A 19140-nucleotide genomic window follows, 5' to 3' on the forward strand; every position below is an offset into this window, starting at 1 on the left:
CGCCGCCGGGCCGCGCAGCCGGCGGGCCAGCCGGGCGGTCGCCGCCAGCAGCTCCGGGCCGGCCCGGTAGGAGGTGGTCAGCGTGACCTGGGCCGCCGGCGCGCCGGAGGCGGTGCGGAACCGGTGCGGGAAGGTGGTCACCCCGGCCGGGTCGGCGCCGCGGAAGGCGTACGTGGAGGAGTCCGGGTCGGCGAAGGCGACCAGGGACTTGCCGTTGCCGGCCACGACGGCGAGCAGGTCGAGCTGGGCGGGGTCGGTGTCGGCCAGCTCGTCGACGTAGACGTGGGCCAGCCGTCGGCGCTCGGCGGCCAGCAGCGCCGGGTCGTCGAGGAGCATGCCGGTGGCAGCCCGGACCAGCTCGGCCGGGTCGTACGCGATCGAGCCCCGGTTGCTCACGTCGCGGAGGGCGAGGACGGCCACGTACTCGCGGAGGAAGCGGGCGGCGGCCGGCCAGTCGGCGCGGCCCAGCTTCTCCCCCAGCCGGGCCAGTTCGACCGGGCCGACGCCCCGCTCGGCGGCGCGCATCAGCAGGTCGCGGAGCTGCTGGGCGAAGGCCCGGGTACGCAGCGCCGGGAGCAGGTCCTCCGGCCACCCGACCGGGTCGTCCGCCGGCTCCTCGCCCACCACGTCGAGCAGCTCGCGGATGATCAGATCCTGCTCGGGGCCGGTGAGCAGCCGGGGTGAGGGTTCGCCGCGCTCGGCGGCGGCCCGGCGGAGCAGCCCGAAGGCGTACGCCGGGAAGGTGCGGACCAGCGGCTCGCGGACCACGCGGTGGCCGTCGCCGGCGATCCGCGCCTCGATCCGGTGGCGCAGTTCGGTGGCGCCCCGCCGGCCGAAGGTGAGCACCAGGACGTGCTCCGGGTCGACGCCCTCGGCCACCCGGGCGGCGACCGCCTCGACCAGGGTGCGGGTCTTGCCGGTGCCGGGGCCGCCGACGACCAGCATGGGCCCGTCGGTGTGCGCGACGACCTCGGCCTGCACCGGATCCGGCCGGTGCGGCGGCGGGTACGCGGCATCGCCCGCGGACCCCCCGGATCGCGGCTCCGTCTCGGCCGGCCCACCGGACCGACCACCCCCCTGCCCCGCCCCGGCGGCGCGGGAGACCCCCGTCCCCACCCCACCGGGCCGGCGCACCAACCGGTACGCCTGCATCACCGACATCCCACCACGCCGGTACGACACCCGGAAACCTGCCGCCCGCCCCCGCACCCCCAGCTCACGTCGATCATGAGGATGGCGGCAGCCAGGGAAATCGACCACGGCGCCAACCTCATGATCGACAGCGGCGGGCGCGGGTCAGGCCAGGCGGGCGTCCAGGAGGTCGAGGGCCTGGGGGACCGTGTCCGCCACCAGGAGGAGGTCGAGGCCGGCGGGCTTGAGGAAGTGCTGGCCGGCCAGGGTGCGCAGCCAGTCGAGGAGCGGGCGGTAGAAGCCGCCGGCGTCGACCAGCACCATCGGCTTGGCGTGCATGGCCAGGGTGGCGGTCGTCCAGACCTCGAAGAGCTCGTCCAGGGTGCCGAGACCGCCGGGCAGGGCGACGAACGCGTCCGACTTGTCGATCATCAGGGTCTTGCGGCTGGCCATCCCGTCGGTGACCAGCAGCTCGTCGGAGGCCAGGTCGGCGACCTCCAGATCGACCAGGGCCTGCGGGATGACACCGAGGGTCCGGCCGCCCGCGGCCCGCGCCCCGTCGGCCACCGCGCCCATCATCCCCACGCACCCGCCGCCGCTGACCAGCGTGTGCCCGCGCCGGGCCAGCGCCGCGCCGGTCTCGGTGGCCAGGTCCAGCCAGCGGGCGTCGAGGGTGCGCGAGGACGCGCAGAACACGCAGATGTTGGCCATGGTCAGCCCTGCTCCGCCGGTCCTTCGGGGGCGGCCTCGGCGGCGGCCCGCTGGTCGGCGGCGACCCGGGCGACCGCCTCCTCGCGGACCGCCTCCTGCTCGGCGGAGAGCACCGCCTCGGCCTCCACGATGTGCCGGACCGCCTCGTTGACGTCGTCGGTGAGGCAGATCAGGTCCAGGTCGGTCGGGCCGATCTTGCCCTCGGCGGCCATGCTGTCCCGCAGCCAGTCGAGCAGGCCCCGCCAGTAGTCGACGCCCATCAGCACCACCGGGAAGCGGGTCACCTTGCCGGTCTGCACCAGGGTGAGCGCCTCGAAGAGCTCGTCCATGGTGCCGAAGCCGCCGGGCAGCACCACGAAGGCCTGGGCGTACTTGACGAACATGGTCTTGCGGGCGAAGAAGTAGCGGAAGTCGATGGCCAGGTCGACCCAGTCGTTGAGGCCCTGCTCGAACGGCAACTCGATGCCCAGCCCCACGGAGAGCCCGCCCGCCTGGCCGGCGCCCCGGTTGGCCGCCTCCATCACGCCCGGCCCGCCGCCGGTGATCACCGCGTAGCCGGCCCGGGCCAGCGCGCCGCCCAGCTCCTCGGCCAGCCGGCACTCGGGGCTCTCCGGCTTGCTCCGGGCCGAGCCGAAGACGCTGACCGCGGCCGGCAGGTCGGCGAGGGTGTCGAAGCCCTCGACGAACTCGGACAGGATGCGCAGCGCCCGCCAGGCGTCCTTGGTCTTCCAGTCGCCCCGGCCCCGGGAGTCGAGCAGCCGCTGGTCGGCGGTGCTGGTCGGGATGGCCCGGTTGCGCAGCGTGACGGCGCCCCGGTGCCGTTCCCCGCTCAGCCCGCGGCCGGCCGGCCCTCCGTTGCTCTGGCTCATGGGGCCACCGTAGTGGAGGCGGGGCGGCGCGGTGCGGAGGCGGGCGACCCGGAGAAATTCTTCGTGATCATGGGCAACTAAATGGCTCGCTCGTACGTCTTACTATTCACATACCGGGTATGCCCCGGCGACGCGCCTTCGGGGGAGGAGCCAGCGTTGATCAGCAACAGCGAGATGATCCGGATCCGCCGGCAGATGCAGCGGCGGATCCGTGACGTGGTGGCCGAGCGCCGCCGCGCCCGGATGATGGAAGCCCACACCGACCTCACCGGCGAAAGCACCGAGACGGACACGCCGCTGACCACCACCGTCTGACGGTCCGGCCGGCCGATCCGGGGGTCCGCGTCAGCGACGCGGGCCCCCGGTCGTGCTCTCAGGACGAGGCGAGCCAGCGGTGCAGGGTGGCCGCGCCGTCGCGGATCTTGGTCAGCTCGACGTGCTCGTCCTTGTGATGGGCCAGGTTGGGGTCGCCGGGACCGAAGTTCAGCGCCGGGATGCCCATGGCCGCGAACCGGGCCACGTCCGTCCAGCCCAACTTGCCGATCGGGGCCGCGCCGACCGCGGCCAGGAACTCCTGCGCCGGCGGGTTGTCCAGGCCCGGGGCCGCGCCGGCCGCCGCGTCGGTGACCGCCAGGTCGAAGCCGGCGAACACCTCGCGCAGGTGCGCCTCGGCCGCGGCCGGGTCACGGTCCGGGGCGTACCGGTAGTTGATCTCGATGTCGCAGCGGTCCGGGATGACGTTGCCCGCCACCCCGCCGGTGATCCGCACCGCGTTCAGGCCCTCGCGGTAGTCACAGCCCTCGATGGTCACCCGGCGTGCCTCGTACGTGGTCAGCCTGCGCAGCACCTCGCCGGCGCCGTGGATGGCGTTCACCCCGTGCCAGGACCGGGCCGCGTGGGCCCGCTCGCCGTGGGTGGTGACGATCGCCCGCATGGTGCCCTGGCAGCCCGCCTCGACGATCCCGTACGTCGGCTCCAGCAGCACCGCGAAGTCGGCCTCCAGCCACTCCGGGTGCGCCTCGGAGACCAGGGTGAGGCCGTTGTAGCGGGACTCGATCTCCTCGGCCTCGTAGAAGAAGTAGGTGACGTCGTAGCGCGGGTCGGGCAGGGTCACCGCCAGGTGCAGCGCGAAGGCCACGCCGGACTTCATGTCGGAGGTGCCGCAGCCGTACATCAGGTCGCCGCGCATGGTCGACGGGAAGTTGTCGTTCAGCGGGACGGTGTCCAGGTGGCCGGCGAGCACCACCCGCTGCGCCCGGCCCAGGTCGGTACGCGCCATCACCGTGTTGGAGTGCCGGTAGGTGGTGAGGTGGGGCACGCCCCGCAGCACCTCCTCGACGCAGTCGGCGATCGCCTTCTCGTTGAGGGAGACGGACTCGATGTCGACCAGCGCGCGGGTCAGCGCCACCGGATCGGCCAAGACCTCGGGGGTCAACGGGTTCTGCATGTGTGGCACGGTACCGTCATTTTCGTGACGACCGCACAGTCTGCCTGGGGCATCGGCCTGGCCACGATCACCGCTGAAGACCAGGTGCTGGACACCTGGTACCCGACCGGCAAGCTGGGGCTCGGCGAGCTGCCGCTGGTCCCCGGGGAGGACCAGGCCGACGTGCTCGACCTGCCGCCCGGCGCGATCGGCGAGCGGGCGCTGCCCGGCCTCCGTACGGTCCAGGTGGTCACCGTGGTCGGCTCGCTGGACGACCCGATCAAGGACGCCGCCGACGCGTACCTCCGGTTGCACCTGCTCTCCCACCGCCTGGTGCGGCCCAACGAGCTGAACCTCGACGGCATCTTCGGCAAGCTGGCCAACGTGGCCTGGACCTCGGCCGGGCCGTGCCCGCCGGAGCGGGTCGACGAGCTGCGGGTCATCGAGCGGGCCGCCGGCCGCCACCTGAGCGTCCACGGGGTGGACAAGTTCCCCCGAATGACCGACTACGTGGTCCCCGCCGGCGTGCGGATCGCCGACGCCGACCGGGTCCGGCTCGGCGCGCACCTGGCCGCCGGCACCACCGTGATGCACGAGGGCTTCGTCAACTTCAACGCCGGCACGCTGGGCACCTCGATGGTCGAGGGGCGGATCGTGCAGGGCGTGGTGGTCGGCGACGGCTCCGACATCGGCGGCGGCGCGTCGATCATGGGCACCCTCTCCGGCGGCGGCACCGAGAAGGTGCGCATCGGCGAGCGGAGCCTGGTGGGCGCGAACGCCGGGGTGGGCATCACCCTCGGCGACGACTGCGTGGTGGAGGCCGGCTGCTACATCACCGCCGCCTCCAAGATCAGCCTCCCGGACGGCCGGGTGGTCAAGGCCCGCGAGCTGTCCGGGGTGGACGGCCTGCTGTTCTGGCGCAACTCGGTGACCGGCGCGCTGGAGGCGAAGCCGCGCACCGGCCGGGGCATCGAGCTGAACGCGGCGCTGCACGCCAACGACTGACGACGCGGAGCGGGCCGGGGCGCGAGGCCCCGGCCCGTCCGCCGTCCGGCCCGTCGCGGGCCCGGACGACCGGGTTCACCGCAGGCGGTACGCCTGGATGATCCGCTGGGTGACCGTGTTGCCGGCGCCGTCCCGGGCGGCGGCCCGCAACGAGACGTAGCCGGGGCCGGCCGGGTGCCGGACCGTGGCCGCCCAGCCCGCGCCCTGCTTGTGCAGGGCCGCCTTGCGCCAGGTCTTCCCGCCGTCGTACGAGACGTCGACGGTGAGCGCCGCGACCGGGGCGGCCGGCGCGCCGGGCTGCCGCTGCACCGTCACCGGAATGGTGAAGGTCCGGCCGGCCGGGGCGCTGTTGTCCACGGCCAGCGGCGGGGCGAAGCGGACCGCCATGGCGGGCAGCCGCACCCAGTCGTCACCCGGGACGCGCCTGGAGCGGAACGTCCAGCTCGCCGACACCTCGGTGCTCAGGTCGGTGAAGCCCCGGGTGGCCGAGGTCTCCAGCCGGTAGCTCGCCGCGCCCGGCGGCACCTGGAACTCGCCGTACCCCGCAGCGGCCTGCTCGGCGAGCAGCTTCCCGTTGCGGTAGAGGGCGGTCCGTTCGGTGTCGTTGAGCGAGCCCCCGGGGTGGCCGGCGGCGTCGCTGTGCACCGGCAGGGCGACGACGAGGGTGTCGCCGTTGCGCGTGATGCCCTGCTCCGGCCAGCGCGGCTGCGGGAAGGACGGCCCGTACGGCCCGCTGTTCCAGTCCTCCCGGTAGGTCCGGCCGGCCCGGTACCGGGTGGGCACCGACTCCAGCACCGCCCGCACCTCCAGCCAGCCGTCCTCGCCCCGCTGGCCGAAGCCCAGTTCGGAACTCCAGCGGGTACGGGCCGTGCTGTAGTGCTCGACCCGCCTGCCGGGCACCGGAACGGGCACGACGATCGCCGAGCCGCCGATGTTGTAGTCGGAGTCCGGGAAGACGATCCGCTCGTTCTCCAGCCCCGCGTAGCCGGCCGCGAACCGGTGCGTCACGGTGGCCAGGTCGGCCGGCCGGTAGTGCCGGACGAACCCGGTCGGCATCCGGCCCGGGAACAGCTCGTTGACGGCGTAGAAGTACGGGCTGCGTTCCGGCGCCGTGGGCTCGGCCCACTGGCTGGCCAGGGCGCCGACGAAGAGCGAGTCGGAGACGCTGCGCCCGAGCTGGGCACTGTAGAGGCCGTCGAAGCTGGACGCCCAGAGCGCGAACCCGTAGAAGAACTCCTCGGTGGACCAGTTGGCCGAGAGGTCGATCAGCAGCGGCGCCGCGCCACGCTGCGGCACGGTGGACCGGACCGGCTTCGCCCGCCGGGCGTCGATGGTGAGCCGCTGGTCGCCGCTCACCACCAGCTCGGGCTGGGCCAGCATGGACACCTCGGTCCAGCCCTCGTCGCCCGGCCGGTAGATCAGGCTGTTCACGCCGTACCGGCCCTTCGGCAGGCGGATCCGGGCCTCGCCGTCGGGATCGAAGACGTCCCGGTAGACGACGCCGTCCAGACCGACCACGGTGGTGAAGTAGTCACCGGTGAGCGCGCCGGCCCGGTCCCGGTGCGCGACGGTCAGGTCGTAGCTCTCCACCTCGCGGTTCACCGCCAGCGGGGTCACCGCGGTCGCCTCGCCCGCGCGGGCGACCAGCCGGCCGGTCCAGTAGCCGTCCAGGCCGCCGAGCCGGGTGTCCGCGGTGACGGTGACCTGGGCCGTCCCGCCGGCCGGCACGGTGAGCCGGGACGTGCCGAGGGTGAACATGCCGGCCGGGGCGGAGCGTCCGTCCGGGCCGGTGACCTCGGTGGTGAGGTCGAGGGTGAGCGGGGCGGTCCCGCCGTTGCGGTAGGTGACCGTGCGGGCGGTCGGCTGGTCGTCGCCGTGCGGCCAGGCCGCCACCCCGAACGAGACGCTCGGCGGTTCGCTGGTCACCTGCTCGGTGATCGCGTGCGCCACGTCGACCCGTCCCGCGCCCTGCTGGAACGCCGTCTGGTCGGGGTGCGGCCTCGCCGAGGCCATCAGGGTGGCCTTGTACCGCCCCGCCGTCCAGCCGGGGTGCTGCTGGGCGAGCAGCGCCGCCGCGCCGGCCACATGCGGGGTGGCCATCGAGGTGCCGGAGAGGGAGACGTACTTCTCTCCCACCGGGTCGCCGATGGCGCCGTTGGCGGCCCGGGCGGCCACGATCTCGACGCCGGGGGCGGTGATGTCGGGCTTGAGCCCGCCGTCGACCCGAGGCCCGCGGCTGGAGAAGTCGGCCAGGGCATCGTCCCGGTCGACCGCGCCGACCGCCAGCGCGGCGTCGGCGGTGGCCGGCGAGCCGACCGAGCCGTCGGCGCCGTCGTTGCCGGCGGCAACCACGAAGAGCGTGCCGGTCTGCGCGGTCAGCGTCTCGACGGCCTGCTCCAGCGGGTCGACCTCGGGGAAGTCCGTGCCACTGAGGCTCATGTTGACCACGGTGGCGTGCTTCTCGGCCGCGGCCCACTGCATGCCGGCGAGGATGGCCGACTCGGTGCAGCCCTGGTTCTCGCAGACCTTGCCGGAGAGCAGGGTGGCGTCGGGGGCGACGCCCCGGTACTTCCCGCCGGAGGCGGCCCCGCTGCCCGCGATGATCGAGGCGACGTGGGTGCCGTGCCCGACCATGTCGTCCGACTCGGCCGCCTCGCTGAAGTTGCGCGCGTCGGCGACCTTGCCGGCCAGGTCCGGGTGGCTGAGGTCGACGCCGGTGTCGAGCACCGCGACGCTGACCCCCTTGCCGGTGAAGCCGGCGGCCCACGCGGTGGGGGCGCCGATCTGCGGCACGCTGTGGTCCAGCGTCACCCGCCGCCGGCCGTCCAGCCAGATCCGGTCGACATCCCCCGCCGCGTCGACCCGGGCGCCGGCCCGGTCCGCCCGGACCGCGCTCCAGACCGCGCCGGCGTCGGCCTTCGTGGCGACCAGCGCCGCGCCGCGGATCGCCGGCAGGTCGCGGGTCACCCGGGTGCCGGCCACCGGGGCCGCCGCCCGTCGGGCCGACCCCGGTCGGTACGACACCAGCAGCGGCAGCGTGTCCCGCCGGGCGTCGTCGTAGCCGGCCGCGGCCAGTCCGGTGACGTCGAACAGCCGCCGGTCGACCCGGCCGGCCCGCACCAGGGGCAGCGCGTCCGGCGCCGGGGCGGACCGCCGCCTGGCCGCCGGCGGTGACGGTGACCCGGTCGCCGGTGATCAGGGTGACGGTGACCGGGTTGCCGGCGCGTGGCGCCGCGGCGGGGGTGCCGTCCGGGGCTGCCGGCGGGGCGGCTGAGGCCGGCAGGGGCACGCCCAGCGCCAGCCCCAGGGTGAGGCCGAGGCCGGCGATTCTTCTTCGGTTTCGGCGCAACGTTCCTCCTTCGTCAAGCGTCTTTATCGATGGGAGTACATCGACGCGGACTGCCAGAATTGCATACCGCGTATGCAATCGGAAGTCGCCAATCCGACGGAACCGGTACCGCATCCACCGCCGCGCCCGGCATGATCCCCGGGGTGAGCGCCATGAAGGACCGCATGCTCGCCGGCGAGCCCTACATCGCCGACGACCCCGAGATCATCGCCGACCTGGACCGGGCCGCCCGGCTCAGCGAGCGCTTCAACCGCAGCTCCGCCGACGACCCCGAGGGGCGCCTCGCCGCCCTGCGCGACCTGCTCGGCTCGGTCGGCGAGGACACCTGGGTCCGGCCACCGTTCCACTGCGACTACGGCCACCAGACCCACCTCGGTCCGCGCTGCTTCGTCAACTTCAACGCGGTGTTCCTGGACGTCGCCCGGATCACCATCGGCGCCGACGTCCAGATCGGACCCAACGTGCAGCTGCTCACCGCCACCCACCCGGTCGACCCGGCGGCCCGGCGGGACAAGTGGGAGGCGGCCGAGCCGATCACCATCGGCGACAACGTCTGGCTCGGTGGCGGGGTCATCGTGCTGGCCGGCGTGACCATCGGGGAGAACACGGTGGTCGGCGCGGGCGCCGTGGTGACCCGGGACCTATCCCCCAATGTGGTGGCCCTGGGTAACCCCGCCCGTCCGGTCCGCGACCTGGAACAGACCCTCTGAGCTGCTGAAACGACCCTCCGACCGGGTGCGGATTCCGCACCGAGGGTGCACCCTGGGTAGTGACCGGTTCACCCAGGGGGCGCGATGGAACGGGTGCTCGAACTGCGGGTGCACGGGGTGTCGAACACCCCGCCCGACCAACTGCTCGGGCTGCGCCCCGGTCCCGGCGGTGACGGCGCGCAGCCCGGGCTGGTCGCCGGCGGTGCCGTCACCGGCTTCTACCGCGCCAGCACCGCCGGCCGGGACGACCCGATCACGGTCGAGGCGTACAGCTGGGGGCAGTTGACCTCCGGCGCGCGGACCCGGCGCGACGTCGAGCGGGCCCTGTGGACGCTGCTGCTCCCCTTCACCCTGGCCAACGTGGCGCTCTACGCCCGCACCGGCATCCCGGCGGACCCGGACCGGGAACGCTGGGCCAGCCGCTCCGGGATCACGGCCTGGCTCATCCGGCTGTTCTGCCTGAGCCTCACCGGCACCCTGGTGATCACAGCGACCGGGATCGGCGTGGACCTGATCGGCTGGCAGTGCGTCGGCCCGGACTGCCTCGGCCACCTCCCCGGCCCGTGGGAGTTCCTCGGCAACCAGTGGTGGCGCAAGGACACCCGGGCGCTCGCCGTGGGGTTGCTGCTGCCGCTGCTCCTGCTGGCCGGTCTCGGCCTCGTCGCCTGGCGCACCTACCAGTACGAGGCGGAGATGCCCGCCGAACCGCACCCCGGCGAGGACGGCTCGCCGGCCGAACGGCCGCAGCCGCTGGAGAACCCGCTCCAGGACCCGACCTTCTGGAACGGCGAGGGGCAACTGCGCCGGGCGGCCGTGCTGCACCTGTGCACCGGGGCGGTGGTCGCGGCGGCGGTGCCGGTGGCCGCGGTGATCATCATGGACCCGCCGCGCGGGCCGCGGGCCGCGGTCGCCTGGGCCACCGTCGGCATGCTCACGGCCGTGGTGGCGATCGCCGTGGTCGCCCTGGGCCGACCCTGGCTGACCCGGCGGCAGGGCGCCACCCCGCTCGGCCGGTGGAGCGCCGCCGTGGCGCTGCTCACCGGGCTGGGGCTGGCCGGGACGTTCACCCTCCTGCTGCTGCCCGACGGTCCGGCCGGCCGGCCGCTGTCCGCGTACCGGCCGCCCACCGGGTGCGTGGCCGACCCGGGCATCGCCGGCTGCCGGACCGACCGGTCGCTGCCCGGGTACGACACGGCGGTCGCCTGGCTGGCCACGTACCAACTGCTGCTGCTGGTCACCATCGGCGCGGTGAACCGCTCCGGGCCGCGGGCGCTGTTCGGCCCGGTGGCCGGCAGCGTGCTGCTGCCGCTCGGGGTGGCCTGGACCGAGCGCGGCCTGCCCGGCCTGCCTCCCGCACCGCAGGGGCTGAACACCTGGATGCTCGCCGTGCCGGCCGTCGCGGTCGCCCTGACCGGCCTGCTGCTGCCGCGGACCCGGCCGGCCGTGCCGGTGCAGCCGCTCGGCGCGTACACCGACCTGGCCTGGGGCGGGCGTGGCCCGGCGCTCATCGCCGGCTTCGGCTGGATGACGGCGGTCGCCTACTGCGCCGGCCTGCTCTACTGGGTCAGCGACCGGCTGGACAGCCGGGCCGACCCGAGCGGCCAGAGCCGGGTGGTGCCCCCGCTCGCCGTCTTCTGGGCCGGGCTGGCCTGCGTGATCGGCCTGGTCGCCCTGCTCGCGCTGCTGGTCCGGGCGGGCGTGCTGCTCCAGTCGCTGCGCCGGGCCGAGTACGCCGCGCTCACCGCCGACGGCGCCGGCCTCTCGCCGCACGACCTGCGCCGCTGCCGCGACGTCAGCACGTTCCGCGCGCTGCACCGGCTGGTCGGCGAGCACGCGATCCGCCTGGTCGGCTGCTACGCGACCGTCTCCGTGGTGCTGGTGACGCTCTGCTGCGCGGCCGCGCTCTCCCAGAGGCGGCCCAGCCCGCTCGCCCCCTCCGGCTGGCAGGCCGTCATCCACTGGGCGGCCGACCAGGGCGACACCGTGCTCGGCTGGCTGCCTGTGGTGATGAGCGCGCTCGGGCTGCTGGTCTACCGCACCGACACGGTGCGCCGCTCGGTCGGCGTCATCTGGGACGTCGGCACCTTCTGGCCCCGTGCCGCGCACCCGCTCGCCCCGCCCAGCTATGCCGAGCGCGCCGTGCCGGAGCTCCAGACCCGGGTCGCCGGGCTGCTCGCGCTCCCCCCGCACCACCCGGACCGGATGGACGGGGTGATCCTCTCCGGGCACAGCCAGGGCACCGTCATCTGCGCCGCCATGCTGCTCCAGCTGCCCCGCCGCTGGCGGCGACGGATCTGGTTCTTCTCCTACGGCTGCCAGCTCACCCGGCTCTACGGCCGGATCTTCCCCGCGTACTTCGGCCCGGAGCGGCTGCGCACCCTGGCCCGGGCGCTCACCTGGCCCGGCGGCCACGTCACCTGGACCAACTTCTGGCGCGACACCGATCCGCTGGGCTGGCAGGTCAGCGCAGGGGAACGGGACGTGCCGGTGGTCGACCCGGAGGCGCTGCACCCCACCGGGGGCGAGGTGGCCGACCCGCCGATCCACAACCACAGCGGCTATCCGGAGGCGGCCGAGTTCATCCGCGAGCGGGCGGTGGTGGCCCGGCTGCTGCGCCGGGCCGTGCCGTCACCCCGGCAGCGGGTCGGCTAGCCGGACCACCAGGTCGGCGTGCCCCGCCGTGCCGGCGACCAGCCGGGCGTTCGCCTCGTCGCTGCCGAGCGCCCAGGCGCGGGCCTGCTCCGGCGACTTCCCGTACGCCTCGTGCCGGGCGGTGAGCCGGCGCACCCGCAGCTCCGCGTCGAGGTCGAGGAACCAGATCTGGTGCAGCAGCGTGCGCACCTCCTCCCACGGGTCGTCGCGCAGCAGCAGGTAGTTGCCCTCGGTCACCACCAGCCGCACCTCGGGCGGCACCTCGATGGCCCCGGCGACCGGCTCCTCCAGGTCGCGGCGGAACGCCGGCGCCCACACCGAGGTCGGCTCCAACCGGCGCAGCCGGCGCAGGACGGAGACGAAGCCGTTCACGTCGAACGTGTCCGGCGCGCCCTTGCGCCCGTCCCGGCCCAGCCGGACCAGCTCCGCCTGGGCCAGGTGGAAGCCGTCCATCGGCACCAGCCGGGCGGCCGGACCGACCTCGGCCACGAGCCGCTCGGCCAGCGTGGACTTGCCCGCCCCGGGCGCCCCGGCGATGCCGAGCAGCTGCCGCGGGCCGTCCGCGGCGAGGGCCCGGGCCCGGTCCACCAGCTCGTCGAGCGGGAGCACCTGCGCGGGCGGCATCAGCCGAGCACCGGTTCGCTGATGGTGAACCGGGCCTCGACGGCCGCCTGCACCGGCTGCGGCTGCGGATCCAGCTCCAGCTCGGGGGCGGTCTCCCCGGCCCGGCCGAAGCCCGCCTTCGCCATCATCGGCGGGGCGGTGGCCAGGCCGGTGTCGGCCAGCTCCAGCAGGGCGGTCACCCGGGCGCCGAGCGCTTCGGCGTATTCCCGGGCGCGGGCCAGGGCGTCCGCGATCGCGGCGTGCCGGGCCTCCCGGTACGCCGGGCTGTCCGCCCGCAGCGACCACCACGGACCGGCCACCTCGACCTGCTCCTGGTCGGCCAGGCGGAGCATCAGCTCGCCGAGCGCGGTGAAGTCGACAACGGTGACCGTGGTGGTGACGCTGCCGTGGTAGGCCACCACCCGCTCACCCGAGCGCTTCGTCTCCGGCCAGACCCGCAGCTGGCCGGTCTCCCGCCGCTCCACGGCCGGCTCGGCCGCGTCGAGCAGCACCCGCACGGCGGCGGTCCGCTCGGCCAACCGGGTCAGCGTGGTCTCCCGGTCGCGGTCCCGCGCGGTCGCGGTCACCGTGAACCGGGCCAGCTCGGGGGGCACCTCCCGGTACGCCTCGCCGCGTACCGCCACGACCGGTGCGTCCGCCATGTTCCTCAGCCTAGTGGCGGGGTGGCCGGAAGGTGCGCCGTGTAGGTGACCGCGCCGCCCGCCACCCGGCAGCCGGTCAGGTGGCCGCCGGCCGCGCCCAGCTCCCGCAGGTAGGCCAGCTCCCCGGCGTGGTCGGCGGCGGCCGGGAACTCACGCCGGTGGGCGGTGAACGCGCGCCCGCGCAACGCGGCCCGGGCGGTGCGGCCCTCGGCCAGCCGGCCGGCCAGCTTCCCGAGGTCGCCGGCCCGCAGCGCCTCGCCCAGGTCGTCGAGGTAGGCCCGGACCGCGTCCAGCTCCGCCAGCACCCGCTCCCGGTTGCCGAGCAGCATGTTCGCGGTCCGTTCGGGCGGGCCGCCGGCGACCCGGGTGCCGTCGGAGAAGCTGCCGGCGGCGAGCGCGAGCACCGCGTCGCGCAGCGCCGAGCGCTGGACCGTCCCGGCCAGCGCGCCGGCGAGCAGGTGGGGCAGGTGCGAGGCGAGCGCGGCGGCGTCGTCGTGCTCCGGGGCGGACATCGGTACCACCCGGGCGTGGAAGACGTCGATGAGCAGCGCGGCGAGCCGGCGGAACGCGGCCATTCCGGTCGGCCCCGGGCAGAGCACCCACGCCGCCCCGTCGAGCAGCCCGGTGGTGGCCGCGCCGAGACCGGCCCGGTCGGCGCCGGCCATCGGGTGGCCGGGCACGAACCGGTGCCCGAGCCCCTGCGTGGCGGCGGCGGTGGCCACCTCGGCCTTGGTGCTGCCCACGTCGGTGAGCACGCAGCGGTCGTCGGTGGCCGCGGCCACCCGGGCCAGCGTCACGGGCAGGGTGGGCAGCGGGCCGCAGAGGAACACCACGTCCCGGCCGGCGACCGCCTCCTCGACGGTGTCCGGCGCGCTGACCCCCTGTTCGCGGACCCGCCGCCGGGTCGCCGGATCCGGGTCCCAGCCGGCCACGTCGAGCCCGGCGTCGCGGAGCCGGAACAGCACCGACCCCCCGATCAGGCCGGTGCCGACCACCGCCACGCGTGCCTGCCCGCCGGCCCCGCCCACCATCGGCCCACCTCGGCGTCCCGTCGTCCGGAGCCGGCCGGCCCCGCTGCAAGTCCCGCCGAGGATACCGTCCGGGGCTCAGCCCTGGCTGTCCGTCACCGTCCGCCGCCACCGGGTGAACGCGCTCCCCGGATCGCCCAGATACGTCCACGGGAGCTCGGTGACCAGGTCACCGAGCGCCTGGAAGCGCTCCGCCGCGGCGGCGTGGTCGCCGCCCACCGCGAAGCACATGGCGAAGTTGTTGTGCGGCTGCGGCCAGCCCGGGTACCGGCCGTGCTCCGGGTGGCGCACCGAATGGTCGGCCGCGGCGCGCAGCTCGGCGAGCACCTCGGGATCGCGGAGGTGGTCGGCGTCCTCGCCGGCCGGCAGCTTCAGCCACATCTCCAGGTGGGCCGCCGCGACCAGATGGGCCAGGCCGCTGGCGGCCGGCGCCTTCGCCGCCGCGCTCCGGGCGAACTCGAACATCTCCTCGTCGCTGCCGAACCACTTGGCGCACCGGTACTGGAGCATCTGGACGTGGGCCAGCCGGTGCCAGGGGTGCCGGGCGACCACCTCGGCGAAGCGCCGTGCCGCCTCGTCCCGGTCCACCTGGCGGCCCCGGGCCGAGGTGACCAGGAAGGCCCGGGCGGTGGTGTCGTCCGGGTCCCGCGCCGCCACCTCGTCCAACAGGTTCTCGGCGAAGGTCAGCCGCTTGCGGAACTCGCGGAACTGCTCCTGGCTGGTCAGCGAGGCGGACCCGCCGCCCCGGGCCTCCCAGGCCCAGTGCACCGCGTGGGTGCCCCGGACCAGCAGCGGGAGGGTGGCGCGCGGCTCGGCGTCGGCCCACTCGCCGATCCACTCCTGCACGCCCGGCACCCGGCCGGCGGCGGAGAGGCAGAACGCCTGGTGGTCCGGGTCGGTGACGGCGACCAGCACGTCCCGGGCGGCCCGCCAGTCCCGCCGGGCCAGCGCCTCGGAGAGCGCGCGGGCGGCAGGGTCACCCATCGTCGGGTCGACCGGGAGCACCGGCCCACTCTGCTGCTTCGTCCTCCGCCGGAACGGCCACATGCTCTCGTCCTCCCCCGTGCGTGTCGAGGGAGATCGTAGGGCGGGCCGGATGGGCACGGAAGGGGGTTGTCCGAGCAGCGCTCACGTCGTACGGTCCCCCGGCGGCCCACCGGACGGGCCGGTCCAAACGGGGGAAAGGATGCACATGTCCGCCACGTACCGGGCGCTCGCCTCGGTGGTCATGTTGATCGGTTTCTACGTCGTCGCGCTGCTCCAGCTCGCCGCCGTGGCCGCGCTCGGCGTCTGGCTGTTCAGCCACACCAGCGGCCTGGTCACCGGCAAGCTGCTGCTCCCTCTGGTGGTCGCCCTCGGCGCGGTCGGGGTCGGGCTGTGGAAGGCGATCCGTACGAAGAACGAGCCGGCGCCCGGCCTGATCCTGGACGAGCGGGCGGCGGCGCCGCGGCTCTGGGCCACGGTCCGGGAGCTGGCCACGGCCGTCGGGACCCGCGCGCCCGACGAGATCCGCCTGGTGCCCGAGGTCAACGCGGCGGTCGGCGAGCAGAGCCGGCTGCTCGGCCTGATCGGCGGCCGGCGCACCCTCTACATCGGGCTGCCGCTGCTCCAGGCCATGCGGATCGACCAGCTCCGCTCGGTGCTGGCACACGAGCTGGGCCACTACTCCGGCCAGCACACCCGGCTGGGCGGGGTCGCCTACCGGGGCCGGCTGGCCATCGAGGAGACCGTCGAGCGGATCAGCCCACGCAATCCGGTCGGCTGGGTATTCAAGGGCTACTCGAAGCTCTACCTGATGGTCGACAACGCCGCCTCGCGCCGGCAGGAGCTGGAGGCGGACCGGTCGTCGGTGGCGCTCGCCGGGACCGAGGCGGCCACCTCGGCGCTGCGCACGCTGCCCGCGCTCGACGCGGCCTGGGCCTTCTACATGCGCCGCTACGTCGAGCCGGGCTGGACGGCCGGGCTCGCGCCGGACGACCTCTTCGGCGGCTTCGCCATGCTGCTCCAGGCCCGCCGGGACGAGATCGACGAGCTGCGGGAGAACGCGCCGGAACGCGAGCCGTCCCGCTGGGACACCCACCCCCCGATCGGCGTGCGCGTCGCCGCGATGACCGCCACGCCCGCCGCGGTGGTGGCGCCGGACGACCGGCCGGCCTGGACCCTCCTCGCCGACGTGGCCGGGGCCGGGCGGCAGCTCCAGGGCCTGGTGGTCGAGCACGGCTCGCGGCGGCTCCTGCCCTGGGCGGAGTTCGTCGCGGAGTCGGTGGCCGCCACCGTGCAGCGGCAGGCGGACGGCATCTACCGGGCGGCCGGCCGGTTCACCGGCACCTCCACCCCGGGCCTGCCGACCCTGCTGGACCTGGTCCGGGCCGGGCGGCTCGGCGAGTTCGCCGAGCAGTTCTTCAGCGGCGCCACCCGCAAGGAGGCCGCCGCGGCCTTCGCCGGGCCGATGGAGACCCTGCTGGACAACGCGGCGGTCCGCTCCGGGCGGGCCCGCTGGCAGCTCTCCTGGTCGGGACCGGCCCGGCTGGTCGGCCCGGCGGGCGAGCCACTCGACCTGGCCGGCATCGCCAAGCTGGCGGTCGCCCCGGAGACCCTGGACGAGGCACTGGCCCGCCTCGCCGAGCTGGGCGTCGACGCCGCCCACGCCACCGTGGTGCAGGCCCGGGCATCGGCCCGCAACGCCGACCTGATCGGCGGGCTCGCCAACATCAAGGTCGACGGCCGGGAGCACGACATCCTCGTGCTCGACAACGGCCTGGTCCTGATCCCCGACCCGGGCAGGTCCAGCGAGGGCGAGAAGCGGCTCACCGCGCTCGTCGGCGCGGTGCCGGTCGCCGACCTGGCCACCCGGCACCCGTACCTGCCGTACGAGGAGATCACCTCGGTCGAGGTGAAGCGCGAGGTGCCGCTGAAGGCCACCCTCACCCTCTTCGACGGCCGGACCGTGTCGGTGCAGGAGCTGATGGCCAGCGAGTTCCTGGAGAAGCACAGCCGGGACACCCTGCTGGGGGTGTTCCAGCGGATCAACGACTGACACGCCGCGGCGGCCGGCCCTCCCGGGGCCGGCCGCCGCGTCATGGTGCGCGGGGCGGTCGACCACCGGACGGGCCGACGCGGGCCCGGCCGCCGGGGAACGGTCAGAGCTGGGCGAGCCGGCCGGCGACCGCTTCGACGTGCTCGTCCGACTCGGTGAGCGCCACCCGGACGTGCCGGGCGCCGGCCGGACCGTAGAAGACGCCGGCGGCGACCAGGATGCCCCGGCGGGCCAGCCAGTCGACGGTGTCCCAGCAGTCCTCGTCCCGGGTCATCCAGAGGTAAAGCCCCGCCTCGGAGTGCTCGACGGTGAAGCCGGCGCCGGTGAACGCGGCGTACAGCTTCTCCCGCCGGGCCCGGTAACGCTCCCGCTGCGCGTCGGCGTGCGCCTGGTCGCCCAGCGCGGCCACCATGGCCGCCTGCACCGGGGCGGGCACGATCATGCCGGCATGCTTCCGGATCTTGAGCAGCTCGGCCACCAGCGCCGGGTCACCGGCCACGAAGCCGGCCCGGTAGCCGGCCAGGTTGGAGCGCTTGGAGAGCGAGTGCACCGCCAGCACGCCCGCGTACGACCCGCCACAGACCTCCGGCGAGAGGACCGAGACGGGCTCGGCGTCCCAGCCCAGCGGCAGGTAGCACTCGTCGCTGGCGACCACCGCGCCGCGCTCGCGCGCCCAGTCCACCACCTTGCGCAGGTGACGGGCGGGCAGCACCCGCCCGGTGGGGTTGCCGGGCGAGTTCACCCAGACCAGCCGGACCCGCGAGTCGGGACCCAGGGCGGTCAGCGAGTCGGTGCGCACCGTGGTGGCGCCGGCCAGCCGGGCCCCGTCCTCATACGTCGGGTAGGCGATCGACGGCACCACGACCACGTCGCCGGGGCCGACGCCGAGCAGCGTGGGCAGCCAGGCGACCAGCTCCTTGGAGCCGATCGTGGGCAGCACCCCCAGCCCGTCGACGCCCGCACCGCAGGCGCGGGCCACCCAGGCCGCGATGGCGTCCCGCAGCGCGGGAGTGCCCGCGGTCAGCGGATAGCCCGGCGCGTTCGACGCGTCGGCCAGCGCCTGCCGGATCAGCGCCGGCACCGGGTCGACCGGCGTACCCATCGAGAGGTTGATGAGACCGTCCGGGTGCGCCGCGGCCGTCGCGGCCGCGGCGTCCAGGGTGTCCCAGGTGAAGTCGGGCAGCCGCGACGAGACCGGCGCGGGCCGGTTCAGTGGTCCTCTCCGCGCGGCGGCTGCGCGGCCACGAAGGTCGCGTCCTTCTCCACCTTGCCGATCTTGGAGGCGCCGCCCGGCGAGCCCAGGTCCTCGAAGAACTCGTAGTTCGCCCCGGTGTAGTCCTTCCACTGCTCCGGGACGTCGTCCTCGTAGAAGATCGCTTCGACCGGGCAGACCGGCTCACAGGCACCACAGTCGACGCACTCGTCGGGGTGGATGTAGAGCATCCGATTGCCCTCGTAGATGCAGTCGACCGGGCACTCCTCGATGCATGCCTTGTCGAGCACATCCACGCACGGCTCGGCGATGATGTAGGTCACCGGTCTTCTCCTCCGCAAGACTCGTCGCGATCATCCGCGACGGTTAGAGCCTAGTATCTCGCCGGGGAGGGGGTCGATCGTGCTCCGACAGCAGGACGTGGGACACCGGATCGTGGTCCGCCGGATTGTGGGGATTCGCGAAGGCCGACCGCTATTCTCGGACGCGCTCGGCGAACTGGTCGAGCTGAGCGAGACCCACATCACGCTGGCCACCGACCGGGGCCGGCTGCGGGTCCCGGTGGACCAGGTGCACCGCGCGAAACGGGTGCCGGCCGCCCGCCGGCCGACGGCCGCCGCCGTCATCGCCCTGGAACTGGCCGCCGACGAGGCGTGGCCCGCCCCGGTACGCGGGCGGCTCGGCGACTGGCTGCTGCGCAGCGCCGCGGGCTGGACCGGCCGGGCGAACAGCGCGCTGCCGGTC

15 protein-coding genes and 2 pseudogenes are annotated in these 19140 nt (G+C 74.9%); 6 read left to right on the forward strand and 11 right to left on the reverse strand.

Annotated elements, in window-relative coordinates:
* The 3 genes from B0E53_RS18130 to B0E53_RS18140 form a co-directional block, all read right to left on the reverse strand.
* Positions 1–1152, reverse strand: a 1152-nt coding sequence (locus B0E53_RS18130; protein WP_146167699.1) for a UvrD-helicase domain-containing protein, incomplete at its 3' end; no start/stop codon positions are given.
* A gap of 144 nt (positions 1153–1296) precedes the next feature.
* Complete coding sequence (locus B0E53_RS18135; RefSeq protein ID WP_107077153.1) at positions 1297–1842, reverse strand: TIGR00730 family Rossman fold protein; 546 nt, start codon at positions 1840–1842, stop codon at positions 1297–1299.
* Between the two features lie 2 nt (positions 1843–1844).
* Positions 1845–2711: a TIGR00730 family Rossman fold protein gene (locus tag B0E53_RS18140; protein WP_107077154.1), complete on the reverse strand. Its 867-nt coding sequence runs from the start codon at positions 2709–2711 to the stop codon at positions 1845–1847.
* 156 nt (positions 2712–2867) lie between these two features.
* Between B0E53_RS18140 and B0E53_RS37660 the strand changes: the two genes are divergently transcribed.
* Positions 2868–3026, forward strand: coding sequence for a hypothetical protein (locus tag B0E53_RS37660; protein WP_168215361.1), 159 nt, complete (start codon positions 2868–2870; stop codon positions 3024–3026).
* A gap of 58 nt (positions 3027–3084) precedes the next feature.
* Here the strand turns inward: B0E53_RS37660 and dapE are convergent, their stop codons facing one another.
* Positions 3085–4158 carry a succinyl-diaminopimelate desuccinylase gene (dapE, locus tag B0E53_RS18145; protein ID WP_107077155.1) on the reverse strand — a complete coding sequence of 358 codons (1074 nt, stop codon included), beginning with the start codon at positions 4156–4158 and terminating at the stop codon, positions 3085–3087.
* A 24-nt stretch (positions 4159–4182) separates the two neighbouring features.
* Between dapE and dapD the strand changes: the two genes are divergently transcribed.
* Complete coding sequence (gene dapD, locus B0E53_RS18150; protein WP_107077163.1) at positions 4183–5142, forward strand: 2,3,4,5-tetrahydropyridine-2,6-dicarboxylate N-succinyltransferase; 960 nt, start codon at positions 4183–4185, stop codon at positions 5140–5142.
* Positions 5143–5217: 75 nt separating this feature from the next.
* On the opposite strand, the pseudogene B0E53_RS18155 reads toward dapD, so the two are convergent.
* Positions 5218–8491, reverse strand: a pseudogene (locus B0E53_RS18155) (S8 family serine peptidase).
* 143 nt (positions 8492–8634) lie between these two features.
* On the opposite strand from B0E53_RS18155, the gene B0E53_RS18160 reads away from it, so the two are divergent.
* Together B0E53_RS18160 and B0E53_RS18165 are read left to right on the forward strand one after the other, a co-directional pair.
* A complete protein-coding gene (locus B0E53_RS18160; protein WP_107077164.1) occupies positions 8635–9201 on the forward strand; it encodes a sugar O-acetyltransferase in 567 nt (188 codons plus the stop codon).
* Between the two features lie 84 nt (positions 9202–9285).
* Positions 9286–11853: a hypothetical protein gene (locus tag B0E53_RS18165; RefSeq protein WP_107077156.1), complete on the forward strand. Its 2568-nt coding sequence runs from the start codon at positions 9286–9288 to the stop codon at positions 11851–11853.
* On the opposite strand, the gene B0E53_RS18170 is transcribed toward B0E53_RS18165, so the two are convergent.
* From B0E53_RS18170 to B0E53_RS18185, 4 genes are all read right to left on the reverse strand, one after another.
* Entirely contained in the window at positions 11830–12477 is a 648-nt protein-coding gene (locus B0E53_RS18170; RefSeq protein WP_107077157.1) for a nucleoside/nucleotide kinase family protein, read from the reverse strand. The two genes, B0E53_RS18165 and B0E53_RS18170, sit on opposite strands and share 24 nt — an antisense overlap.
* Positions 12477–13118 (reverse strand): SIMPL domain-containing protein, encoded by a 642-nt coding sequence (locus B0E53_RS18175; RefSeq protein WP_107077158.1) that lies wholly within the window; start codon positions 13116–13118, stop codon positions 12477–12479. Before B0E53_RS18175 ends, B0E53_RS18170 begins: the two co-directional genes overlap by 1 nt.
* A 5-nt stretch (positions 13119–13123) precedes the next feature.
* Positions 13124–14149 carry a prephenate dehydrogenase/arogenate dehydrogenase family protein gene (locus tag B0E53_RS18180; protein WP_107077159.1) on the reverse strand — a complete coding sequence of 342 codons (1026 nt, stop codon included), beginning with the start codon at positions 14147–14149 and terminating at the stop codon, positions 13124–13126.
* Positions 14150–14224: 75 nt separating this feature from the next.
* Positions 14225–15151, reverse strand: a complete 927-nt coding sequence (locus B0E53_RS18185; RefSeq protein ID WP_246835461.1) for a DUF4034 domain-containing protein — start codon at positions 15149–15151, stop codon at positions 14225–14227.
* 187 nt (positions 15152–15338) lie between these two features.
* Here B0E53_RS18185 and B0E53_RS18190 point away from each other — a divergent pair, with 187 nt between their 5' ends.
* On the forward strand, positions 15339–17183 hold the full coding sequence (locus tag B0E53_RS18190; protein ID WP_107077161.1) for a M48 family metallopeptidase: 1845 nt from the start codon (positions 15339–15341) through the stop codon (positions 17181–17183).
* A 103-nt stretch (positions 17184–17286) separates the two neighbouring features.
* Here the strand turns inward: B0E53_RS18190 and dapC are convergent, their stop codons facing one another.
* Together dapC and fdxA are read right to left on the reverse strand one after the other, a co-directional pair.
* Positions 17287–18396, reverse strand: coding sequence for a succinyldiaminopimelate transaminase (gene dapC, locus B0E53_RS18195; protein ID WP_107077165.1), 1110 nt, complete (start codon positions 18394–18396; stop codon positions 17287–17289).
* The gene (gene fdxA, locus B0E53_RS18200) at positions 18393–18719 is read right to left on the reverse strand and encodes a ferredoxin (protein ID WP_107077162.1); all 327 of its coding nucleotides are present in this window, start codon (positions 18717–18719) and stop codon (positions 18393–18395) included. The genes dapC and fdxA overlap by 4 nt, the downstream gene beginning before the upstream one ends.
* Positions 18720–18798: 79 nt before the next feature.
* On the opposite strand from fdxA, the pseudogene B0E53_RS18205 reads away from it, so the two are divergent.
* Positions 18799–19140 (forward strand): annotated as a pseudogene (locus tag B0E53_RS18205) (GNAT family N-acetyltransferase); the annotation flags it as partial.

Origin of the sequence: Micromonospora sp. MH33, assembly GCF_003013775.1 — a bacterium.
GTDB lineage: Bacteria > Actinomycetota > Actinomycetes > Mycobacteriales > Micromonosporaceae > Micromonospora > Micromonospora fulviviridis.